This window comes from Kineococcus gypseus, from assembly GCF_050871305.1.
Taxonomy (GTDB): Bacteria; Actinomycetota; Actinomycetes; order Actinomycetales; family Kineococcaceae; genus Kineococcus; species Kineococcus gypseus.
Map to the genome: position 1 here is coordinate 60,165 of NZ_JBJLRD010000019.1, position 17,172 is coordinate 77,336.

Annotated in this window: 20 protein-coding genes; 5 read left to right on the plus strand and 15 right to left on the minus strand. The window is 78.4% G+C overall.

The genetic code is table 11. The features are described 5' to 3' along the window. Window positions 1-175 precede the first annotated feature (175 nt). Genes ACRYMN_RS09480 through ACRYMN_RS09500 form a run of 5 tightly spaced genes read left to right on the plus strand, consistent with a single transcriptional unit; the run spans window position 176 to window position 3,485 of the window. Window positions 176-1,789 (plus strand): sensor histidine kinase, encoded by a 1,614-nt coding sequence (locus ACRYMN_RS09480; RefSeq protein WP_432494317.1) that lies wholly within the window; start codon window positions 176-178, stop codon window positions 1,787-1,789. Next, a complete protein-coding gene (locus ACRYMN_RS09485) occupies window positions 1,786-2,229 on the plus strand; it encodes a roadblock/LC7 domain-containing protein (RefSeq protein ID WP_432494319.1) in 444 nt (147 codons plus the stop codon). The genes ACRYMN_RS09480 and ACRYMN_RS09485 overlap by 4 nt, the downstream gene beginning before the upstream one ends. Continuing rightward, the gene (locus ACRYMN_RS09490; protein WP_432494321.1) at window positions 2,226-2,546 is read left to right on the plus strand and encodes a DUF742 domain-containing protein; all 321 of its coding nucleotides are present in this window, start codon (window positions 2,226-2,228) and stop codon (window positions 2,544-2,546) included. The genes ACRYMN_RS09485 and ACRYMN_RS09490 overlap by 4 nt, the downstream gene beginning before the upstream one ends. After that, window positions 2,527-3,162 carry a GTP-binding protein gene (locus tag ACRYMN_RS09495; RefSeq protein ID WP_432494323.1) on the plus strand — a complete coding sequence of 212 codons (636 nt, stop codon included), beginning with the start codon at window positions 2,527-2,529 and terminating at the stop codon, window positions 3,160-3,162. Before ACRYMN_RS09490 ends, ACRYMN_RS09495 begins: the two co-directional genes overlap by 20 nt. Next, window positions 3,159-3,485 carry a hypothetical protein gene (locus ACRYMN_RS09500; RefSeq protein ID WP_432494325.1) on the plus strand — a complete coding sequence of 109 codons (327 nt, stop codon included), beginning with the start codon at window positions 3,159-3,161 and terminating at the stop codon, window positions 3,483-3,485. The genes ACRYMN_RS09495 and ACRYMN_RS09500 overlap by 4 nt, the downstream gene beginning before the upstream one ends. On the opposite strand, the gene dprA is transcribed toward ACRYMN_RS09500, so the two are convergent. The 15 genes from dprA to ACRYMN_RS09575 form a co-directional block, all read right to left on the minus strand. Continuing rightward, a complete protein-coding gene (gene dprA, locus ACRYMN_RS09505) occupies window positions 3,445-4,686 on the minus strand; it encodes a DNA-processing protein DprA (RefSeq protein WP_432494327.1) in 1,242 nt (413 codons plus the stop codon). The two genes, ACRYMN_RS09500 and dprA, sit on opposite strands and share 41 nt — an antisense overlap. Then, window positions 4,683-6,242: a YifB family Mg chelatase-like AAA ATPase gene (locus ACRYMN_RS09510; protein ID WP_432494329.1), complete on the minus strand. Its 1,560-nt coding sequence runs from the start codon at window positions 6,240-6,242 to the stop codon at window positions 4,683-4,685. The genes dprA and ACRYMN_RS09510 overlap by 4 nt, the downstream gene beginning before the upstream one ends. Next, entirely contained in the window at window positions 6,242-6,601 is a 360-nt protein-coding gene (locus ACRYMN_RS09515) for a YraN family protein (protein ID WP_432494366.1), read from the minus strand. Before ACRYMN_RS09515 ends, ACRYMN_RS09510 begins: the two co-directional genes overlap by 1 nt. A 114-nt stretch (window positions 6,602-6,715) precedes the next feature. Then, complete coding sequence (locus tag ACRYMN_RS09520) at window positions 6,716-7,042, minus strand: DUF2469 domain-containing protein (protein WP_432491671.1); 327 nt, start codon at window positions 7,040-7,042, stop codon at window positions 6,716-6,718. After that, entirely contained in the window at window positions 7,039-7,758 is a 720-nt protein-coding gene (gene rnhB, locus ACRYMN_RS09525) for a ribonuclease HII (RefSeq protein ID WP_432494332.1), read from the minus strand. Before rnhB ends, ACRYMN_RS09520 begins: the two co-directional genes overlap by 4 nt. Further along, window positions 7,755-8,528: a signal peptidase I gene (lepB, locus tag ACRYMN_RS09530; RefSeq protein WP_432494334.1), complete on the minus strand. Its 774-nt coding sequence runs from the start codon at window positions 8,526-8,528 to the stop codon at window positions 7,755-7,757. Before lepB (ACRYMN_RS09530) ends, rnhB begins: the two co-directional genes overlap by 4 nt. Beyond that, window positions 8,525-9,193, minus strand: coding sequence for a signal peptidase I (lepB, locus tag ACRYMN_RS09535; protein ID WP_432494336.1), 669 nt, complete (start codon window positions 9,191-9,193; stop codon window positions 8,525-8,527). Before lepB (ACRYMN_RS09535) ends, lepB (ACRYMN_RS09530) begins: the two co-directional genes overlap by 4 nt. A gap of 249 nt (window positions 9,194-9,442) precedes the next feature. Beyond that, window positions 9,443-9,805, minus strand: coding sequence for a 50S ribosomal protein L19 (gene rplS, locus ACRYMN_RS09540; protein ID WP_432494338.1), 363 nt, complete (start codon window positions 9,803-9,805; stop codon window positions 9,443-9,445). Window positions 9,806-9,965: 160 nt separating this feature from the next. Continuing rightward, complete coding sequence (gene trmD / locus ACRYMN_RS09545) at window positions 9,966-10,790, minus strand: tRNA (guanosine(37)-N1)-methyltransferase TrmD (RefSeq protein WP_432494340.1); 825 nt, start codon at window positions 10,788-10,790, stop codon at window positions 9,966-9,968. 2 nt (window positions 10,791-10,792) lie between these two features. Then, window positions 10,793-11,356 (minus strand): ribosome maturation factor RimM, encoded by a 564-nt coding sequence (gene rimM / locus ACRYMN_RS09550; RefSeq protein WP_432494342.1) that lies wholly within the window; start codon window positions 11,354-11,356, stop codon window positions 10,793-10,795. A 129-nt stretch (window positions 11,357-11,485) separates the two neighbouring features. After that, on the minus strand, window positions 11,486-11,725 hold the full coding sequence (locus ACRYMN_RS09555) for an RNA-binding protein (protein WP_432494344.1): 240 nt from the start codon (window positions 11,723-11,725) through the stop codon (window positions 11,486-11,488). Between the two features lie 4 nt (window positions 11,726-11,729). Beyond that, a complete protein-coding gene (gene rpsP, locus ACRYMN_RS09560; RefSeq protein ID WP_432494346.1) occupies window positions 11,730-12,095 on the minus strand; it encodes a 30S ribosomal protein S16 in 366 nt (121 codons plus the stop codon). Window positions 12,096-12,285: 190 nt separating this feature from the next. Beyond that, window positions 12,286-13,389, minus strand: coding sequence for an amidohydrolase family protein (locus ACRYMN_RS09565; RefSeq protein ID WP_432494368.1), 1,104 nt, complete (start codon window positions 13,387-13,389; stop codon window positions 12,286-12,288). Between the two features lie 53 nt (window positions 13,390-13,442). Further along, window positions 13,443-15,023, minus strand: a complete 1,581-nt coding sequence (ffh, locus tag ACRYMN_RS09570) for a signal recognition particle protein (protein WP_432494348.1) — start codon at window positions 15,021-15,023, stop codon at window positions 13,443-13,445. Window positions 15,024-15,124: 101 nt separating this feature from the next. Beyond that, window positions 15,125-17,032, minus strand: coding sequence for a [protein-PII] uridylyltransferase (locus ACRYMN_RS09575; RefSeq protein WP_432494350.1), 1,908 nt, complete (start codon window positions 17,030-17,032; stop codon window positions 15,125-15,127). Window positions 17,033-17,172 lie beyond the last annotated feature (140 nt).

Sequence of the window (17,172 nt, forward strand, 5' to 3'; positions counted from 1 at the left end):
CACCGCCGCGGCTGCCACCACGCCGCGGCTGCCACCACCGCCACCCGGGCGGGCGCGCGGGGCTGCTCCGAGCGGTGGACGCGGCGCGTGGGCCCCTCAACCGGCGCGCGGCGCCGGCCGATCCGTCCCTGACACGGCCGAGCAGCGCGCCGTCACGGATCAGGAGTGAAGAGCGATGAGCACGTCGACCCTCCCGGCGGCGCCGGCAGCGCCGCAGCTGCGGCTGCCGCGCGGCAACCTGCTGGCCCCCGAGGCCTTCGCCCGGCGCCACCGGATGCTGCGCCACGTGCTGCTGGCGCACGTGCCCGTCCTGGCGCTGCTGGGCCTGCGCGGCGGGTACGGCGCGCTCACCGTGGCGCTGGAGTGCGGCGTGCTGGTGCTCGTGCACGTGCTCTCGCGCCCGACGTCGCAGCTGCGCTGGCGGCGCTGGCAGGCGCTGGCCGTCACGGCCGGCTTCTCGTGGGCGTCGGTGGTGCTCGTGCACTTCACCGGCGGGACCATCGAGGCCCACTTCCACTTCTTCATCATGCTGGGCTTCGTCGCGCTCTACCAGGACTGGCTGCCCTTCGCCTGGTACGTGGGCTTCACGGTGCTCTCGCACGGCCTGGGCAGCGCCCTGGTGCCCTCGCTGATCTTCACCCACCACGCCGGCCAGGAGCACCCGTGGGTGTGGTCGGGCGTGCACGGCGCCGGGGTGGCCCTGCTGGCCGTGGGCCTGGTCGTGTACTGGTCGCACACCGAGGCCGAGCAGCGCCGCGCCACCGCGCTGGCCGTCGAGCTGGCCGACCGCGAGCTGGAGCAGGCGCAGAAGGACCTGCTCGCCCGTCAGCAGCAGAGCCGCCTGCTGCTGAACCTGGCCCGCCGCAACCAGGGCATCATCGAGCGCCAGCTGGACTCCATCGAGTCCCTGCAGTCCGACGAGCTCGAGCCGCGCAAGCTGGAGGAGCTGTACTCCCTGGACCACATGGCCACCCGCATGCGCCGCAACGCCGAGTCGCTGCTGGTGCTCTCCGGGGCCGAGCAGCCGCGCACCTGGGCGCGCCCGGTGGGCCTGTCGGACGTGCTGCGCGCCGCCGCCACCGAGGTGGAGGACTACCAGCGCGTGGAGGTCTCCGTGCCCGACCACCTGCTGGTGGACGGCCGCGCCGCCTCCGACGTCTCGCACCTGTTCGCCGAGCTCGTCGAGAACGCCGTGACCTTCTCCCCGCCGAACCGGCCCGTGACCGTCTCGGCCGCGCCCACCGTCGCCGGCGACGTGCTCGTCAGCGTGCGCGACCACGGCGTCGGGCTGGCCGAGGGCCAGCAGGCCGAGGTGGCCCACCTGCTCGCCGGCACCGGCGAGGAGAGCACCCTGGCCGGTCGCCTGGGCCTGGTCGTCGTCGGGCGCCTGGCCGCCCGCCACGGCCTGCGCGTGGAGGTCGGCTCCGCCCCCGGCGGCGGCTGCCTGGCGCAGGTGACCGTCCCGGCGGCCCTGATCTCCGCCGAGGAGCCCGCCGAGCCCGTGGTGCCGGCCAGCCGCCGCCCCGCCGAGGCCCCGGTCGCCGCCCCGGCCCCGGTCGCCGCCCCGGCCCCGGTCGCCACCGCGCCCACCGCCGCGCCCGCCACCGCCGCGCCCGCCACCGCCGCGCCCGCCACCGCCGCGCCCGCCACCGCCGCGCCCGCCACCGCCGCGCCCGCCACCGTGGCCAGCGCCGGCGGGCGGCCCTCGCTGCCGCGACGCGGCGCGGACGCCCTGCCCCAGCACGACGCGCCGCTGAACCTCTGGGACGACCCGGAGGACGACCTGTGAGCACCGAGGCCGCCCCGGTCGCGAGCGCCGCGACCGACGACGCCGACCTCGACTGGCTGCTGCAGGGCTTCAAGAGGCGCGTGCCCGGCGTGCTGCACGCCATCGCCGTGACCGCGGACGGCTTCCACCTGGCCTCCACCGCGGGGCTGGGCGAGGCGGCCCGCCGGCAGCTGTGCGCCATGACGTGCGGGCTCTCCAGCCTCATGGGGACTCTGGCCGCGCAGCTGGAGCGGGGCCGGTGCCGGCAGCTGCTCGTGGAGACCGAGCGCGGCACCCTCGTGGTCGCCGCCATCAGCGACGGCTCCGCTCTGGCGGTGCTGGCCGGCCGGCGCGCCGACCTCGGCCACGTCGGCTACGAGGTGGAGATGCTGGTCACCCGGGTCGGGCAGGTCCTCACCCCCGCGCTGCGCGAGCGCCTGACCCACGGAGCGGTCCGGTGAGCGGCCCGCGCATGGTGCGCCCGTTCGCGCTCGTGCGCGGTCGCACCACGACCGCGGTGCCGCTGGCGCTGGAGTCGCTGGTCAGCAGCGCCCCCGGCGGCATCGGCACCACCCGCGAGCTGCGCGACCTGGTGCGGCTGTGCCGCACCACCCGCTCCGTGGCGGAGGTCTCGGCGCTGATGTCCCTGCCGCTGGCGGTGGCCAAGGTCCTCGTCTCCGACGCCCGCGACGCGCGGCTGGTGGACCTGACCTCCCCCGCCGACGCGTCCTCCGAGTCCTACCTGGAAGAGGTCCTCGATGCCTTCCGCGCCTTCTGACGCCGGCACCGCCGTGGTCGGCGCACCCGGCGCCCCCGCGCCCGCCGCCCCCGCCGCCGGGCTGGTGCCCGTCAAGGTCGTCGTCGCCGGTGGCTTCGGCGTCGGCAAGACGACCCTGGTCGGCACCGTCTCCGACATCGCCCCGCTGCGCACCGAGGCGGCGATGACCGCCCTCTCGCACGGCGTGGACGACACCCGCCACGTCGCCTCCAAGACCACGACGACCGTCGCGCTGGACTTCGGCCGCACGCAGCTGAACGAGCGGCTCGTGCTGTACATCTTCGGCACCCCCGGCCAGGACCGCTTCTGGTTCATGTGGGACGACCTCGTCGAGGGGGCCGTCGGCGCGATCGTGCTCGTCGACACGCGCCGGCTGGAGGACTCCTTCGGCCCCATCGCGTACTTCGAGAAGGCCGGCCTGCCCTTCGTGGTGGCCGTCAACCGCTTCGACGGCGCGCACGACTACCCCGAGCACGAGCTGCGCGAGGCGCTGGCCATCGGCGTGGACGTCCCGCTGCTGAGCGGCGACGCCCGGGACCGCGCGTCGGCCAAGACGGTGCTGGTGGCGCTGGCCCAGCACGCGCTGCACCGCCGCCGGGCCCGGGTGCGCGCGTGAGGCCGCGCCGGCGGGCGCGCCGGCGCCCGCCGGCGTTCGCGCTGGTGGCGGTGCCGGTGCTGCTGCTGCTGGCCGGCTCGGTGCTGGTGCGCACCCCGGCCGGCACGGTGCAGGACGCGGTGGTCACCGCCGCCGGCGCGTCCGTGTGCGCCCGGACCGCCGGCGCGGTGCAGCCGGTGTGCTTCGACGCGCGCCACGTCGAGCACCTCGGGCTCGGCGGGGTGCGCGTGGGCGACTGCCTGCGCACCACCCGCACCGGCACCGCCCTGGTGGCCGAGGCGTTCACCCGCGCGGTGCCGGCCGACGGCTGCCGGGCGGCCTGAGCGCCGCGGAGCCCAGGCGCCAGCCGGTGCCCTCGCGCACCGCCGTGCCGGCCAGCTCCAGGCGCCCCAGGACGGCGTGCACCACGGCCACCTCCAGGCCGGTGTCGCCCGCCAGGCGCTCGGTGCCCGCCGCGCCGCGCCGCGGCAGGGACTCGGCCACGCGCAGCTCGTGCGGGTCCAGGCCGTCGAAGGGCCGCACCTCCACCGCCGGCGCCGGCACCGGGGCGGCCGCTCCCAGCGGGGCGAGCAGCTCGGCGGCCTCCGCGGCGCACGTGACGCACACCGCCCCGCGCTCGCGCAGCAGCCGGTGGCAGCCGGCCGAGGCGGCGGAGGTGACCGGCCCGGGCACCGCGCCCACCGGCCGCAGCAGCCGCTCGGCGCGGTCCGCGGTCGACAGCGCCCCCGAGCGCCAGGCGGCCTCGACGACCACGGTGCCCGCGGTGAGCGCGGCGATGAGGCGGTTGCGCTCCAGGAAGCGCCAGCGCGTGGGCGCCGACCCGCACGGCACCTCGCTGACCAGCGCACCCTCGCGGGCCACGCGCGCCAGCAGGGCGGAGTTGGCGGCCGGGTAGGGCCGGTCCACCCCGCCGGCGAGCACCGCGACCGTGGTGCCGCCCACCGCCAGGGCGGCGCGGTGCGCGGCGGCGTCGACGCCGTGGGCGCCGCCGCTGACCACCCCGACGCCCCGCTCGGCCAGGCCCCCGGCGATCTCGGAGGTGACGTGCTCGCCGTAGGCGCTGGCCGCCCGCGAGCCCACCACGGCCGCCGCGCGGTGCACCGCGCGCGCCAGGTGCGCCGGCCCGCGCACCCACAGCGCCAGCGGTGCGCCCTGCGGGCGCTCGGTGCCGGCGGGGCGGTCCAGGTCGTGCAGGCCCTCGGGCCACTCCTCGTCGCCGGGCACCACCAGCCGCCCGCCCACCGCGCGCGCCCGCGCCAGGTCGGCGGCCGGGTCGGTCTCCTCCAGGCGCGTGCGCCAGCGCTGCGGGCCGCGACCGGTGACGACGGCCTCCAGCGCCAGCGCCGCCCCCACCTCGGCCACCAGCGCCGCCGCGGCCGCGTCGCCCGGCTCGGCCAGCCGGCTCCACGCCGCGCGGGCCAGGCGCTCGTCGTCCAGCGCGGGGCGCAGGGCCGGCGGCACGTGGCGCACGGGCGCCCCGCCGGCGCCGACCCCGGTGGCGCTGCCCGCACCCGGGGCGCTCACGCGGCGACCCCCGCCAGGCCGCCGGGCACCCCGCGCAGCGCCAGCGCGCGCCCGACGTCGTCGCGGCCGGGGGCCGCCGCGCCGCGCAGGTCGGCGACGGTCCACGCCACGCGCAGCACGCGGTCCACCCCGCGCAGGGTCAGCGCACCGCGCTCCAGGGCGCGCTCGAGGTCGGCGGTCGCCGCCGCCGGCAGGCGCAGCGGCCCGCGCAGCAGCGGCCCGCGCAGCTCGCCGTTGCTGCGCGCCCCGTGCGCGGCCAGGCGCCGGGCGGCCAGCTCGCGCGCCGCGCGCACCCGCGCGGCGACGGCGGCGCTGCCCTCGCCGGCGGCCCCCTCGGCGACCTCGGCGCGGGTGACGGCCGGCACGTCCACGCGCACGTCGACGCGGTCGAGCAGGGGCCCGGACAGCTTCGCGGCGTAGCGGCGCCGGGCGGCCGGGCTGCAGGTGCACTCCAGCGCGCGCCCCACCGCCCGCCCGCACGGGCAGGGGTTGGCGGCCAGCACGAGCTGGAAGCGGGCCGGGTAGCGGGCCGCGCCGCGGGCGCGGTGCAGCACCAGCTCGCCGTGCTCGAGCGGCTGGCGCAGCGCCTCCAGCACGCGCGCCTCGAACTCGGGCGCCTCGTCGAGGAAGAGCACTCCGCGGTGGGCGCGCGAGGCCGCCCCCGGGCGCGGCACCCCGGTGCCGCCGCCGACGACGGAGGCCACGGAGGCGGTGTGGTGGGGGTCCTCGTAGGGCGGGCGCGTCAGCAGCGCCGACGCCGAGCGCGAGCGCAGCGCGCCGGCCAGCGAGTGCACGGCCGTCACCTCCAGCGCCGAGCGCTCGTCGAGGTCGGGCAGCAGCCCGGGCAGGCGCGCGGCCAGCATCGTCTTGCCGGCGCCGGGCGGGCCGCTGAGCAGCAGGTGGTGCCCGCCTGCGGCAGCCACCTCCAGCGCGAAGCGGGCCTCGGCCTGGCCCACGACGTCGGCGAGGTCGGGCGCGGGGCCGGCGGGCGCGGTCGGCGGCGCGGGCGGCGGGCCGGGCGGCTCGGGCAGCTGCGGGGGCGCCTCGCCGCGGTAGTCGGCCACGAGCTCGGCCAGCCAGCGCACCCCGCGCACCCGCACCCCGGGCACCAGCGCGGCCTCCTCGGCCGCCGCGGCGGGCACCACGACGGAGCGCACGCCGGCGCGGGCGGCGGCCAGGACGGCCGGCAGCACGCCGTCGACGGCGCGCACGCTGCCGTCCAGGCCCAGCTCGCCCAGGTGCAGCACGCCGTCGGAGACCTCCGGCGGCAGCACGCCCGCGGCGGTCAGCGCGGCGACGGCCACGGCGAGGTCGAAGCCGGAGCCGGACTTCGGCAGCGTCGCCGGGGAGAGGTTGACCGTCAGGCGCTGCTGCGGCAGCGGGCAGCCGGAGTTGGCCGTGGCCGCGCGCACCCGGTCGCGGGCCTCGTGCAGGGAGGCGTCGGGCAGGCCGACGAGCACGAACGCGGGCAGGCCCGGGGACAGGTCGGCCTCGACGCTGACCAGGTGCCCGTCCAGGCCCACCAGGCCCACCGCCAGGCAGCGCGCCAGCGCCATCAGGACACCCCGCGCAGGTGCTCGACGCGCGCCGCACCGCGCGCGGGCAGCGTGACCGCGACCACGTCCAGGCGCACCGCGCCGGCGCGCTGGCCGGGGTGCGCGCGCAGCCACTCCGCGGCCAGGCGCCGCAGCCGGGCCAGCTTCGCGGGCGTGACCGCCTCCAGGGCGGTGCCCGCGCGGGTGCTGCGCCGCGTCTTCACCTCGCACACGACGAGCTCGTCGCCGTCGCGCGCCACGATGTCGATCTCCCCGGCGCGGCAGCGCCAGTTGGTCTCCACCACCGTCATGCCGGCCTCGCCCAGCCGGCGGGCCGCCAGCCTCTCGCCGTAGCGGCCGACCCCGTCCTCCGCGCGCACGCGCACCACCTCCGGCACGCACCCTCGCCGCGCGCGCCGGCGCGGGCGGCGCCGTCCACAGCCGGCGGCGGCCCGGCGCGGCGGGCGCGGGCCTGTGGGGACCGCGGCGGGGGGTCAGCGGTCGCGCAGCTGCGGGGTGTCGGGGACCTCGATGTCGCGCTTCTGCAGCTCCTCGACGTTGACGTCCTTGAACGTCACCACGCGCACGTCGCGCACGAAGCGCGCCGGGCGGTACACGTCCCACACCCACGCGTCGTGCAGGGTCAGCTCGAAGTACGTCTCGCCGTCGCCGGTGCGCACCTGCAGGTCCACGGAGTTCGCCAGGTAGAAGCGCCGCTCCGTCTCGACCACGTACGAGAAGAGCGACACCACGTCGCGGTACTCCCGGTAGAGCTGCAGCTCCATCTCGGTCTCGTAGTTCTCGAGGTCCTCGGCGCTCACGGCACCATCATGCCCCCCGCGCCCGGCGGCCGGGGCGCAGGCGCGGCCGCCGCCGGCAGCCGCCAGCTGCGCCGGTGCTGCGCGCTGGGGCCCCGCTCGGCCAGGGCCGCCAGGTGCCCGGGAGCGCCGTAGCCCTTGTTGGCCGCCCAGCCGTAGCCGGGGTGCTCGGCGTCCAGGCGCTCCATGAGCGCGTCGCGGGCGGTCTTGGCCAGCACGCTGGCGCCGGCCACGGCCGCGCACGTCAGGTCGGCCTTGACGCGGGTGGTCACCGCCGGGGCCGGGCTGGGCAGCGGCTCCTCCCCCAGCCCGGGCAGGGCCGCCCCGCGCGGGTCGCCGAGCCAGTCGTGGGCGCCGTCGAGCACGACCGCCGAGGGCGCGACGAGCAGCTGCGCCAGCGCCCGGCGCCCGGCCAGGCGCAGGGCGGCGGTCACGCCCAGCGCGTCGACCTCGTCCGGCCCGGCGTGCCCGACGGCCCAGCCCGCGGCCCAGCGCCGCAGCGGCCCGACGAGCTGCTCGCGGGCGGCCGGCGTCAGCAGCTTGGAGTCGCGCAGCCCCGCCGGGGCGGTGGGGGTGCCGGCGTCCACGCACAGCACGCCCACGCTGACCGGCCCGGCCAGCGCGCCGCGGCCGACCTCGTCGACACCGGCGACCAGCGCGTGCCCGCCGCGCAGCAGCGAGCGCTCCAGCCGCAGCGTCGGCGCCGCGGCCGGGCTCACCCGACCCCCGAGCGGCCCGGAACGGCGGCGAAGGCGTCGGGCGTGCCCAGCCAGGCGGCGTGCGGCAGCGGCCAGACCACCGCGTGGGCGCGGCCGACGACGTGGTCCAGGGGCACGAAGCCGTCGTAGCGCTTGCCGCGGTTGTAGCGGGAGTCCGCGGACTCGGCGCGGTTGTCGCCCATGACCCACAACCGGTCGGCGGGCACCTCGACGTCGAACTCGTCCAGGCTCGGGTCGGAGCCGGGGAAGAGGTAGGCGCGCTCGTCCACGGGGGTGCCGTTGACGGTCAGGCGGCCGTCCTCGTCGCAGCAGACGACGCGGTCGCCGGGCAGCCCGACGACCCGCTTGATGAGGTGCTCGTCGGAGTCCTCCGGCAGCAGCCCCACGAAGGTGAGGACCTCCGCGGCCACCGCCCCCAGGGCGCTGCGCTGCGGCTCCGGCTGCGGCTCCAGCCAGCCGCCGGGGTCGGCGAAGACGACCACGTCGCCGCGGTGCAGGCTGAACGGCCCCGGGGTCAGCTTGCTGACCACCACCCGGTCGCCGATGTCCAGGGTGCGCTCCATGGACTGCGAGGGGATGTAGAAGGCCTGCAGCAGGAACGTCTTGACCACCAGGGAGACCACCAGGGCCACCGCGACGACCAGGACGGTCTCGCGCGCGGCCGCCAGCAGCCCGCCGCCGCGCGGGCGCGCCGGCGGGTGCGCGGCACCGGGGCGCTGCGGGTCCTGCTCGTGCGCGTGCTGCTCGCGCGCCTCGTGCCCTGCGCTCACTCGTCCGCCTCCCGCTCCACGGTGCCCAGCTCGGTCGGCGGCCAGCTGATCGCCACCACGCGTCCCACGACGTCCTCCACGGCGACCGTGCCGCCCCCGGGCGAGCCCAGGAACGAGCGCGAGTCGACCGAGTCGCCGCGGTGGTCGCCCATCACCCACAGCCGCCCGGGCGGCACCTCCACGTCGAAGCGCACCGCGCTGGGCGCCTCCCCCGGCGGCAGGTACGGCTCGTCCAGCGGCTCGCCGTCGACGAGCAGGCGCCCGTCGGCGTCGCAGCAGGTGATCCGCTCGCCCGGCAGGCCCACCACGCGCTTGACGAAGTCGCTCTCGCCGGGGTGGAAGCCCAGCGCCGAGCCGACGGCGGCCCCGGCGCGGGCCAGGCCCGTGGCCGGCTCCGGCGGGGCGGGCGCGAAGGTGCCGGTGCCGTCGAAGACGACGACGTCGCCGCGGCGCACCTCCTGCGCGCCGACGCGCCACACGAGCACGCGCTCGCCCGCCTCGAGCGTGGGCGCCATCGAGGCGGAGGGGATGGAGAAGGTCTGCACCACGAAGCTGCGCAGCAGCAGCGCCGCCAGCAGCGCCACGGCGAGGACCGCGACCGCGCGGGTGCCGCGCGGGGCCGCGCGCTCGCGCGGCGGAGCCGTCGTCGGCTGGGTGGTCGTCACGGGGCTCCTGGCTGCGTCGGGCGCTGCGGCGGGCGCTGCGGGTGCGCGGCGAGCGGACCCGGCGCTGCCCCGATGGTAGTGCCCGCCCCCGCGAGCGGGCCGCCCGCGCGCGGCGGGCGCGGGTGCGGGTCCCGTGCGCGCGCGGCGCAGGAGACGGGGAGCCGAGAAGACGCGGGGACCGGGAGCGCGGGCCCGGGGACGACGACGGGCCGGGCCCCCGAGGGGACCCGGCCCGTGCTGGTGCGTCGGTCAGCCGCGCGGCGACGTGGAGTCGCGGCGCTCCTTGATCTTGGCGGCCTTGCCGCGCAGGTCGCGCAGGTAGTACAGCTTGGCGCGCTTGACGTCACCGCGGGTGACGACCTCGATCTTGTCGATGACCGGGGTGTGCAGCGGGAAGGTCCGCTCCACGCCCACGCCGAAGCTCACCTTGCGGACGGTGAAGCTCTCGCGCACGCCGCCGCCGGTGCGGCGGATGACGACGCCCTGGAAGACCTGGACGCGCGAGCGGTTGCCCTCGACGACCTTGACGTGGACCTTCAGGGTGTCGCCGGCGCGAAACTCCGGGACGTCGCTGCGCAGGCTGGCGGCGTCGACGTTGTCGAGCAGGTGCATGGTCTCGCTCTTCTCCCCCGCCGGCGCCACAGGTCCCCGGCTCGGGCATCGGTCCCGCGGCGGTGCCTCCCGGGCGGGTGGGCCCCCTGTGGCGGGCGCACCCCCGCTGCCCGCAGGGGCAGCGGTCACCGGCCGTCGCGGCTCTTGGTGGGTCAGCCGATCAGTGTGCCACAGCACCCGGTGCCGGGCCGAACCCGCTCGCGCCGTCCGGGGCGAAGCCCTCCTCGGCGAGCACGCGCAGGTCGGCGGCGGTGCAGCGCGCCGGATCCAGGTGCGCCAGCAGGTCCGGGCGGCGGCGCGCGGTGCGCCGCAGCGCCTGCTCGCGCCGCCAGCGGGCCACCGCGCCGTGGTCGCCGCCGGCGAGGACCGCCGGCACGTCCAGGCCGCGCCAGCTGGCGGGCTTGGTGTAGGCCGGGTGCTCCAGCAGGCCGTCGTGCTCGGCGGCGTGGCTCTCCTCGGTCAGGCTGGCGGCGTTGCCGACCACGCCGGGCAGCAGGCGCGCGACGGCCTCCACGACCACCAGCACCGCCACCTCCCCGCCGTTGAGGACGTAGTCGCCCAGGGAGACCTCGCGCACGCGCACGCCGCGGGCGCGGTAGTGCTCCACCACCCGCGCGTCGATGCCCTCGTAGCGCCCGCAGGCGAAGACCAGCCAGGGCTCGGCGGACAGCTCCACGGCCGCAGCCTGGGAGAAGACCTCGCCCACCGGGCTGGGCACGAGCAGCACCGGCCCGCGCCCGTCGTCGCCGGCCGGGGGGGCGGCCAGGACGGCGTCGAGGGCCTCGCCCCACGGCTCGGGCTTCATCAGCAGCCCGGCGCCGCCGCCGTAGGGGGTGTCGTCGACCGTGCGGTGCCGGTCGTGGGCGTGCTCGCGCAGGTCGTGCACCCGCACGTCCAGCAGCCCCTGCGCGCGCGCCCTGCCGATGAGCGAGAGGGACAGCGGCGCGAGGTACTCGCCGAAGATGGAGACGACGTCGACGCGCACGCTCAGCGCCCCCCCGGCCCGTCGCCGTCCCCGTCGCCGTCGCCGTCGCCGTCGCCGGGCAGCTCGGCGAACAGCCCGCCGGGCGGGTCCAGCACGACGCGCCCGCCGGGCACGTCCACCACCGGCACCAGGCGCTCGACGAACGGCACGAGCACCTCGCGCCCGTCGGTGCCGGTGACCACGAGCAGGTCCTGCGCGGTGCCGGTGAGCAGGTCGGCGACCGTGCCCAGCGCGGTGCCGGCGGTGCTCACCGCGGCCAGGCCGCGCAGCTGGTGCGGGTACCAGGCGTCGTCCTCGGCGGTGGCCGCCTCGTCGACGTCGACGAGCAGCAGGGTGTCGCGCAGGGCCTCCACGGCGTCGCGGTCCTGCACGCCCTCGAAGGCGACGAGCAGCGTGCCGGTGTGCCAGCGGGCGGAGGCCACGGTCAGCGGCCCGCGCGCGGGCGGGTCGGTGCGCAGCACGGCGCCGGGGCCGAAGCGCTCCCCGGGCGCGTCGGTGCGCAGCTCGACGGTCACCTCGCCGCGCACGCCGTGCGGGCGGCCGATGCGGGCGACGACGTACTCCACGGCGCTCTCCAGGACGGGGGTGCGAGGGGCGGGACGCAGCGAGCGCCGGGGTCGCGGTGCGACCCCGGCGCTCACCGGTGGTGCGGGGTGGTGCGGGGGTGGTGCCGGGTGGTGCCGGGTGGTGCCGGGTCAGCCGCGGTCGACGTCGACGAGGTCGACGCGGACCTGCCGGCCCGGGGCCAGGGCGCCGACGACGGTGCGCAGTGCCTTGGCCGTGCGGCCGGAGCGGCCGATGACCCGGCCCAGGTCGTCCGGGTGCACGCGGACCTCGAGCAGGGAGCCGCGGCGCGACGCCTTGGACGTCACGCGCACGTCGTCCGGGTGCCCGACGATGCCGCGCACGAGGTGCTCGAGGGCGTCCGCGAGCACCGGCTCAGGACTCCGTGGAGGCGGGCTGCTCGGCGGTGGCGGAGGCCGCGGCCGGGGTGGTCGCCTGCTTGGTCGTGGTGGACGGCTGCTGGTAGCGGCCCTCCTGACCCTTGGTGCCCTTGAACTTCTGCCAGTCGCCGGTCACCTTCAGCAGCGCGGCGACCTGCTCGGTCGGCTGCGCGCCCACGCCGAGCCAGTACTGCGCCCGGTCGGACTTGATCTCGATGGTCGAGGGGTGCGTCATCGGGTTGTAGACGCCGATCTCCTCGATGGCGCGGCCGTCGCGCTTGGAGCGCGAGTCGGCGACGATGACGCGGTACTGCGGCGAGCGCATCTTGCCCAGCCGCTTGAGACGGATCTTGACAGCCACGTGCGGGAGTCTCCGGTTCTGTTCAGGGTGAGCGCTCACCGCCCGGTGTGGGGACGCCGGCAGGTGGGGCTCGAGGACGCGAGCGCCCCGGGTGAGAGGGTCCCTGGGTGCTCGGGTGCACCGGACATTGTGCCAGAGGTCGCCCGCCCCGCTCGACCGCGCCCGCGGGCGGCGCCGGCGCCCGCGCCGCTCAGCCGAGCGCGGAGCCGGCCACCGCGCGCCCGCGCAGCACCACCGCCCGCGGCCGGCGCAGCGCGCCGAGGTCGGCGCGGGGGTCGCCGCCCAGGACGAGCAGGTCCGCGCTGGCCCCCTCCTCCAGCGCCGGGTGCCCCAGCCAGCGCCGCGCCGCCCAGGTCGCCGCGTCCAGGGCCGCGGTGCGCGGCAGGCCGGCGGCGGCCAGCGCGTGCAGCTCGTCGACGACCAGCCCGTGCGGCAGGACGCTGCCGGCGTCGGTGCCGGCGAAGAGCGGCGCACCGGCCTCGTGCAGCGCGACGACGGTGGCGTGCCGGCGCGCGTGCAGCGCCCTGACGTGCGCCGCGTACGCCGGGAACCTCACCTCCCCGCGCGCGGCGATGGAGGGGAAGGTGGCGGTGTTGACGAGGGTGGGCACCACGGCCACCCCGCGCGCGGCGACCGCCTCCACCGCCGCCCCGCGCAGGCCCGTGCCGTGCTCGATCCCGTCCACGCCGGCGGCCAGCAGGTCCTCCACGCCCTCCTCGCCGAACTGGTGCACGGTCACGCGCGCACCGAGCGCGTGGGCGGCCTCGACGCCGGCGCGCAGCACGTCCGCGGGCCAGCACGGCGCCAGGTCCCCGCGGGCGCGGTCGATCCAGTCGCCGACGAGCTTGACCCAGCCGTCGCCGCGACGGGCCTCGGCCCGCACGTACGCCACGAGGTCCTCCGGCTCGACCTCGTGGGCCAGCCCGCGCAGGTAGCGCTTCGTGCGGGCGATGTGCCGCCCGGCGCGCACCAGGCGCGGCAGGTCCTCGCGCTCGTCCACCCAGCGCGTCTCCGAGGCCGAGCCGGCGTCGCGCAGCAGCAGCGCGCCGGCGTCGCGGTCGGTCAGGGCCTGCGCCTCGGTCGTGGCGTCGTCCACCCGCCCGGTGGGCCCGACGCCGACGTGGCAGTGGGCGTCGACCAGGCCGGGCAGCACCCAGCCGGGCACCTCGGTGGTGCTCGCGCCGGCGGGGCGGGTGAACGTCAGCCGCCCGCCGTGCACCCACGCCTGCCCGCGCACCTCGTGCGGGCCGGTGAGCACCGGCCCGCTCAGGTGCAGCACCTGCGGGCCCGCCACGACCCTGCCCGCCACGCCCGACCCGCCGGCCACGAGCTCGACCCGGGGTGCGCTCAGCGGCCGCCGAGGAACTTCTCGAAGCCCTGCGGCAGGTTCAGCTGCGAGGGGTCGAACTCGGCCGGCGGCTGGGGCGCGCCGAAGGCGGAGCCGGCGTCCGCGCCGCCGCCGCTCAGCGCGCGCGAGGACGCCGCGCGCTCCTGCTCGGCGCGCTTGGCGGGGTTGCCCGACCTGCCCTTGCGGCCCTTGGCCGCGGCCACACGCGCCTTCTGCTTCTTCGAGGCGGCGCCCGCCGTGCCGGGCATGCCGGGGATGCCCGGCAGGCCCCCGCCGAGGCCCTTGCGCATCTGGCGCATCATCTTCTGCGCCTGCCCGAAGCGCTCGAGCATGTCGTTGACCGCGGAGGCGCTCTGCCCGCACCCGGCGGCGATGCGCGCGCGGCGCGAGCCGTTGATGATGCGCGGCTGGCGGCGCTCCAGCGGGGTCATCGAGCGCACCATCGCCTCGATGCGGTCGAACTCGCGCTCGTCGAAGGCGTCGAGCTGGTCGCGCACCTGGGCCATGCCCGGCAGCATCCCGAGCATCTTCTTGATCGAGCCCATGTTGCGCACGGCGTTGAGCTGCTGGAGGAAGTCGTCGAGGGTGAAGTCCTCGTCGGCGGCGAACTTCGCCGCCATGGACTGCGCCTGCTCGGCGTCGAACGCCTTCTCGGCCTGCTCGATGAGGGTGAGCACGTCGCCCATGTCGAGGATGCGCGAGGCCATGCGGTCGGGGTGGAACAGCTCGAAGTCGTCGAGCTTCTCCCCGGTGGAGGCGAACACCACCGGCCGGCCGGTGACCTGGCGCACCGACAGGGCCGCACCGCCGCGCGCGTCGCCGTCGAGCTTGGTGAGCACCACGCCGTCGAAGCCGACGCCGTCGCGGAAGGCCTCGGCGGTGGCCACCGCGTCCTGGCCGATCATGGCGTCGAGGACGAAGAGGACCTCGTCGGGCGTGACGGCGGCGCGGATGTCGATCGCCTGCTGCATCATCTCGGCGTCCACGCCGGTGCGCCCGGCGGTGTCGACGACGACGACGTCGAAGTGGTGGTGGCGGGCGTGCTCGAGGCCGGCGCGCGCCACGGCCACGGGGTCGCCCACGCCGTTGCCCGGCTCGGGGGCGAAGACGTCCACCCCGGCGCGCTCACCGGTGATCTGCAGCTGGTTGACCGCGTTGGGGCGCTGCAGGTCGCAGGCCACCAGCAGCGGGCGGTGCCCCTCGCGCTTGAGGTACCGGCCGAGCTTGCCGGCCAGGGTGGTCTTGCCGGCGCCCTGCAGGCCGGCCAGCATGATCACGGTGGGCGGGTTCTTGGCGAAGCTCAGCCGGCGGGTCTCCCCGCCCAGGATCGCCACGAGCTCCTCGTTGACGATCTTGACGACCTGCTGGGCGGGGTTGAGCGCCTGGTTGATCTCGGCGCCGGTGGCCCGCTCGCGCACGCGCCCGGTGAACTCCCGCACGACGGGCAGCGCGACGTCGGCGTCGAGCAGGGCGCGGCGGATCTCGCGGACCGTCGCGTCGACGTCGGCCTCGGAGAGCCGCCCCTTGCCGCGCAGGGACTTGAACGTCGCGGTGAGGCGGTCGGAGAGCGTGGCGAACACGGCCCCAGCCTACGTGAGGCGCGCGCCGGGCGGTCCCGCCGCCGGGCCCGGTGGCGGCACCGGTCGAGGGCCCGGTGGCGGGCCCGGCGCGGGACGGCGCCTCAGCCCGGCAGCTCCGCCGCGTCGGAGAGCGCGCGCACCGCGATCGCCACGCGCGGGGGCGCCAGCAGCGCCCCGTCCGGCTCGGCGAGGTAGAGGGTGTCCACGGCCTGCGCGGCGTAGGTGGCCACGTGCGCCGAGCGGATGTCCAGCCCCTCCACGGCCAGCGCACGGCCCAGCGCGTGCAGCAGGCCGGGGCGGTCGGCGCAGCGCACCTCCAGCACCGTGGCCCGCTCGGAGGCGCCGGGCAGGATGACCACCCGCGGGTGCGCCACCAGCGCGCGCGCGCCGCCCGCCGGGCGCGGGGTGCGCGCGTCGCGCGCGGCCAGGCGCTCGAGCACGGCGGTGTCGCCGGACACGATGCGCTCCAGGCCCAGGCGCAGCAGCTCCGCCGAGGGCACGTCCCCGCTGGGCGACTCCACCCACCAGGAGTCCACCGCCACCCCGCCCACGGTGCGCACCAGCGCCGAGCGCACCAGCAGCCGGTGCCCGGCCAGCAGGCCCGCCAGGTCGGCGAACAGCCCGGTGCGGTCGCGCGCGACGACCCGCACGACGACGAAGCCGTCGACCTCGCGCACGTCGACGCGGGTGGGCCCGCCGGCGGCGACGGCGGCGGCCAGCGCCTCCTCCTCGGCGTCGAAGCCGCCCACGGCCGGCACCGGCTCGCCCGCCAGGCTGGCGCGCGCGCGGGCGACGAGGTCGTCGACCAGCCGGGCGCGCCAGGGCGACCAGGCCGCCGGCCCGGCCGCGCGCGCGTCGGCCTCCGTCAGGGCGCGCAGCAGGTCCAGCACGTCGGCGCGCCCGTCCACCGCGGCCACCAGCGCCTGCACGGTGCGCGGGTCGTCGGGGTCGCGGCGGGTGGCCAGGTCCACCAGCGTCAGGTGCTCGGCGACCAGCCGCTCCACCACGGCCGCGTCGGCCGGCTCCAGCCCGGCGCGCTCGCACACCCGCCGCGCCAGCGGGGCGCCGGTGCGCGAGTGGTCCCGCGCCCCGGGCACCTTGCCGATGTCGTGCAGCAGCGAGGCCAGCAGCAGCAGGTCCGGGCGCGGCACGTCGCGCACGAACGCGCGCGCGGCCACCGCGGTCTCCACGAGGTGGCGGTCCACCGTCCAGCGGTGCACGGCGTTGCGCTGGGGGCGGTTGCGCACGCCCGCCCACTCCGGCACCCAGCGCTCCACCAGGCCCACCAGGTCCAGCTGCTCCCACACCGGCACCTGCGCCGGGCCGGCGGCCAGCAGCTCCAGCAGCGCCTCGCGGGCCGTCGGCGGCCACGGCTCGGGCAGCGGCGGGCAGGCGCTCACCAGGTGCTCCAGGGTCACCGGGGACAGCGGCAGCCCCGCGCGCACGGCGGTGGCCGCCGCGCGCAGCGGCAGCACGGGGTCCTCGGCCGGGGTCGTGCCGGCGCCCAGGACGACCTCGCCGTCGTGCTCGACGAGGCCGTGGCCCAGCGAGCGCAGCAGCGGGCGGCGGCCGGCGGCGCGGAAGCGGCGCGCGGGCACCGACTGGCGCGCGCGGCGCACGGTGGTGTCCACGGCGGCGGAGACGGTGCGCGCGGCCTGGGCCACGGCGGCCAGCAGCAGGTCGGCGTCGGCGTAGCCGCACACGGCGGCGACCGCGTCCTGCTCGCTCAGCAGCAGGCGCTCGCCGGGGCGGCCGGTGGAGGCGTGCAGCCCGTCGCGCACGTCGAGCAGCACCTCGTGGGCGGCGTCGACGGGGCCGTGCGGGCGGTCGGTGAGCCAGCTGGCGGCCAGGGCGCGCAGGACCACGGCGTCGCGCAGGCCCCCGCGGGCCTCCTTCAGGTCCGGCTCGAGCAGGTAGGCCACCTCCCCGCAGCGCGCGGCGCGCTCGGCTAGGGAGTCCAGCACCTGCGGCAGGCGCCGCCGCGCGCCGGCGCGCCCCCCCCCCACCACCTCCCCCCCCCCCCGCCCCCCCCCCCCCCCCCCCCCCCCCACCCCCCCCCCCCCCACCCCCCCCCCCCCCCCCCCCCCCCCCCCCCCCCCCCCCCCCCCCCCCCCCCCCCCCCCCCCCCCCCCCCCCCCCCCCCCCCCCC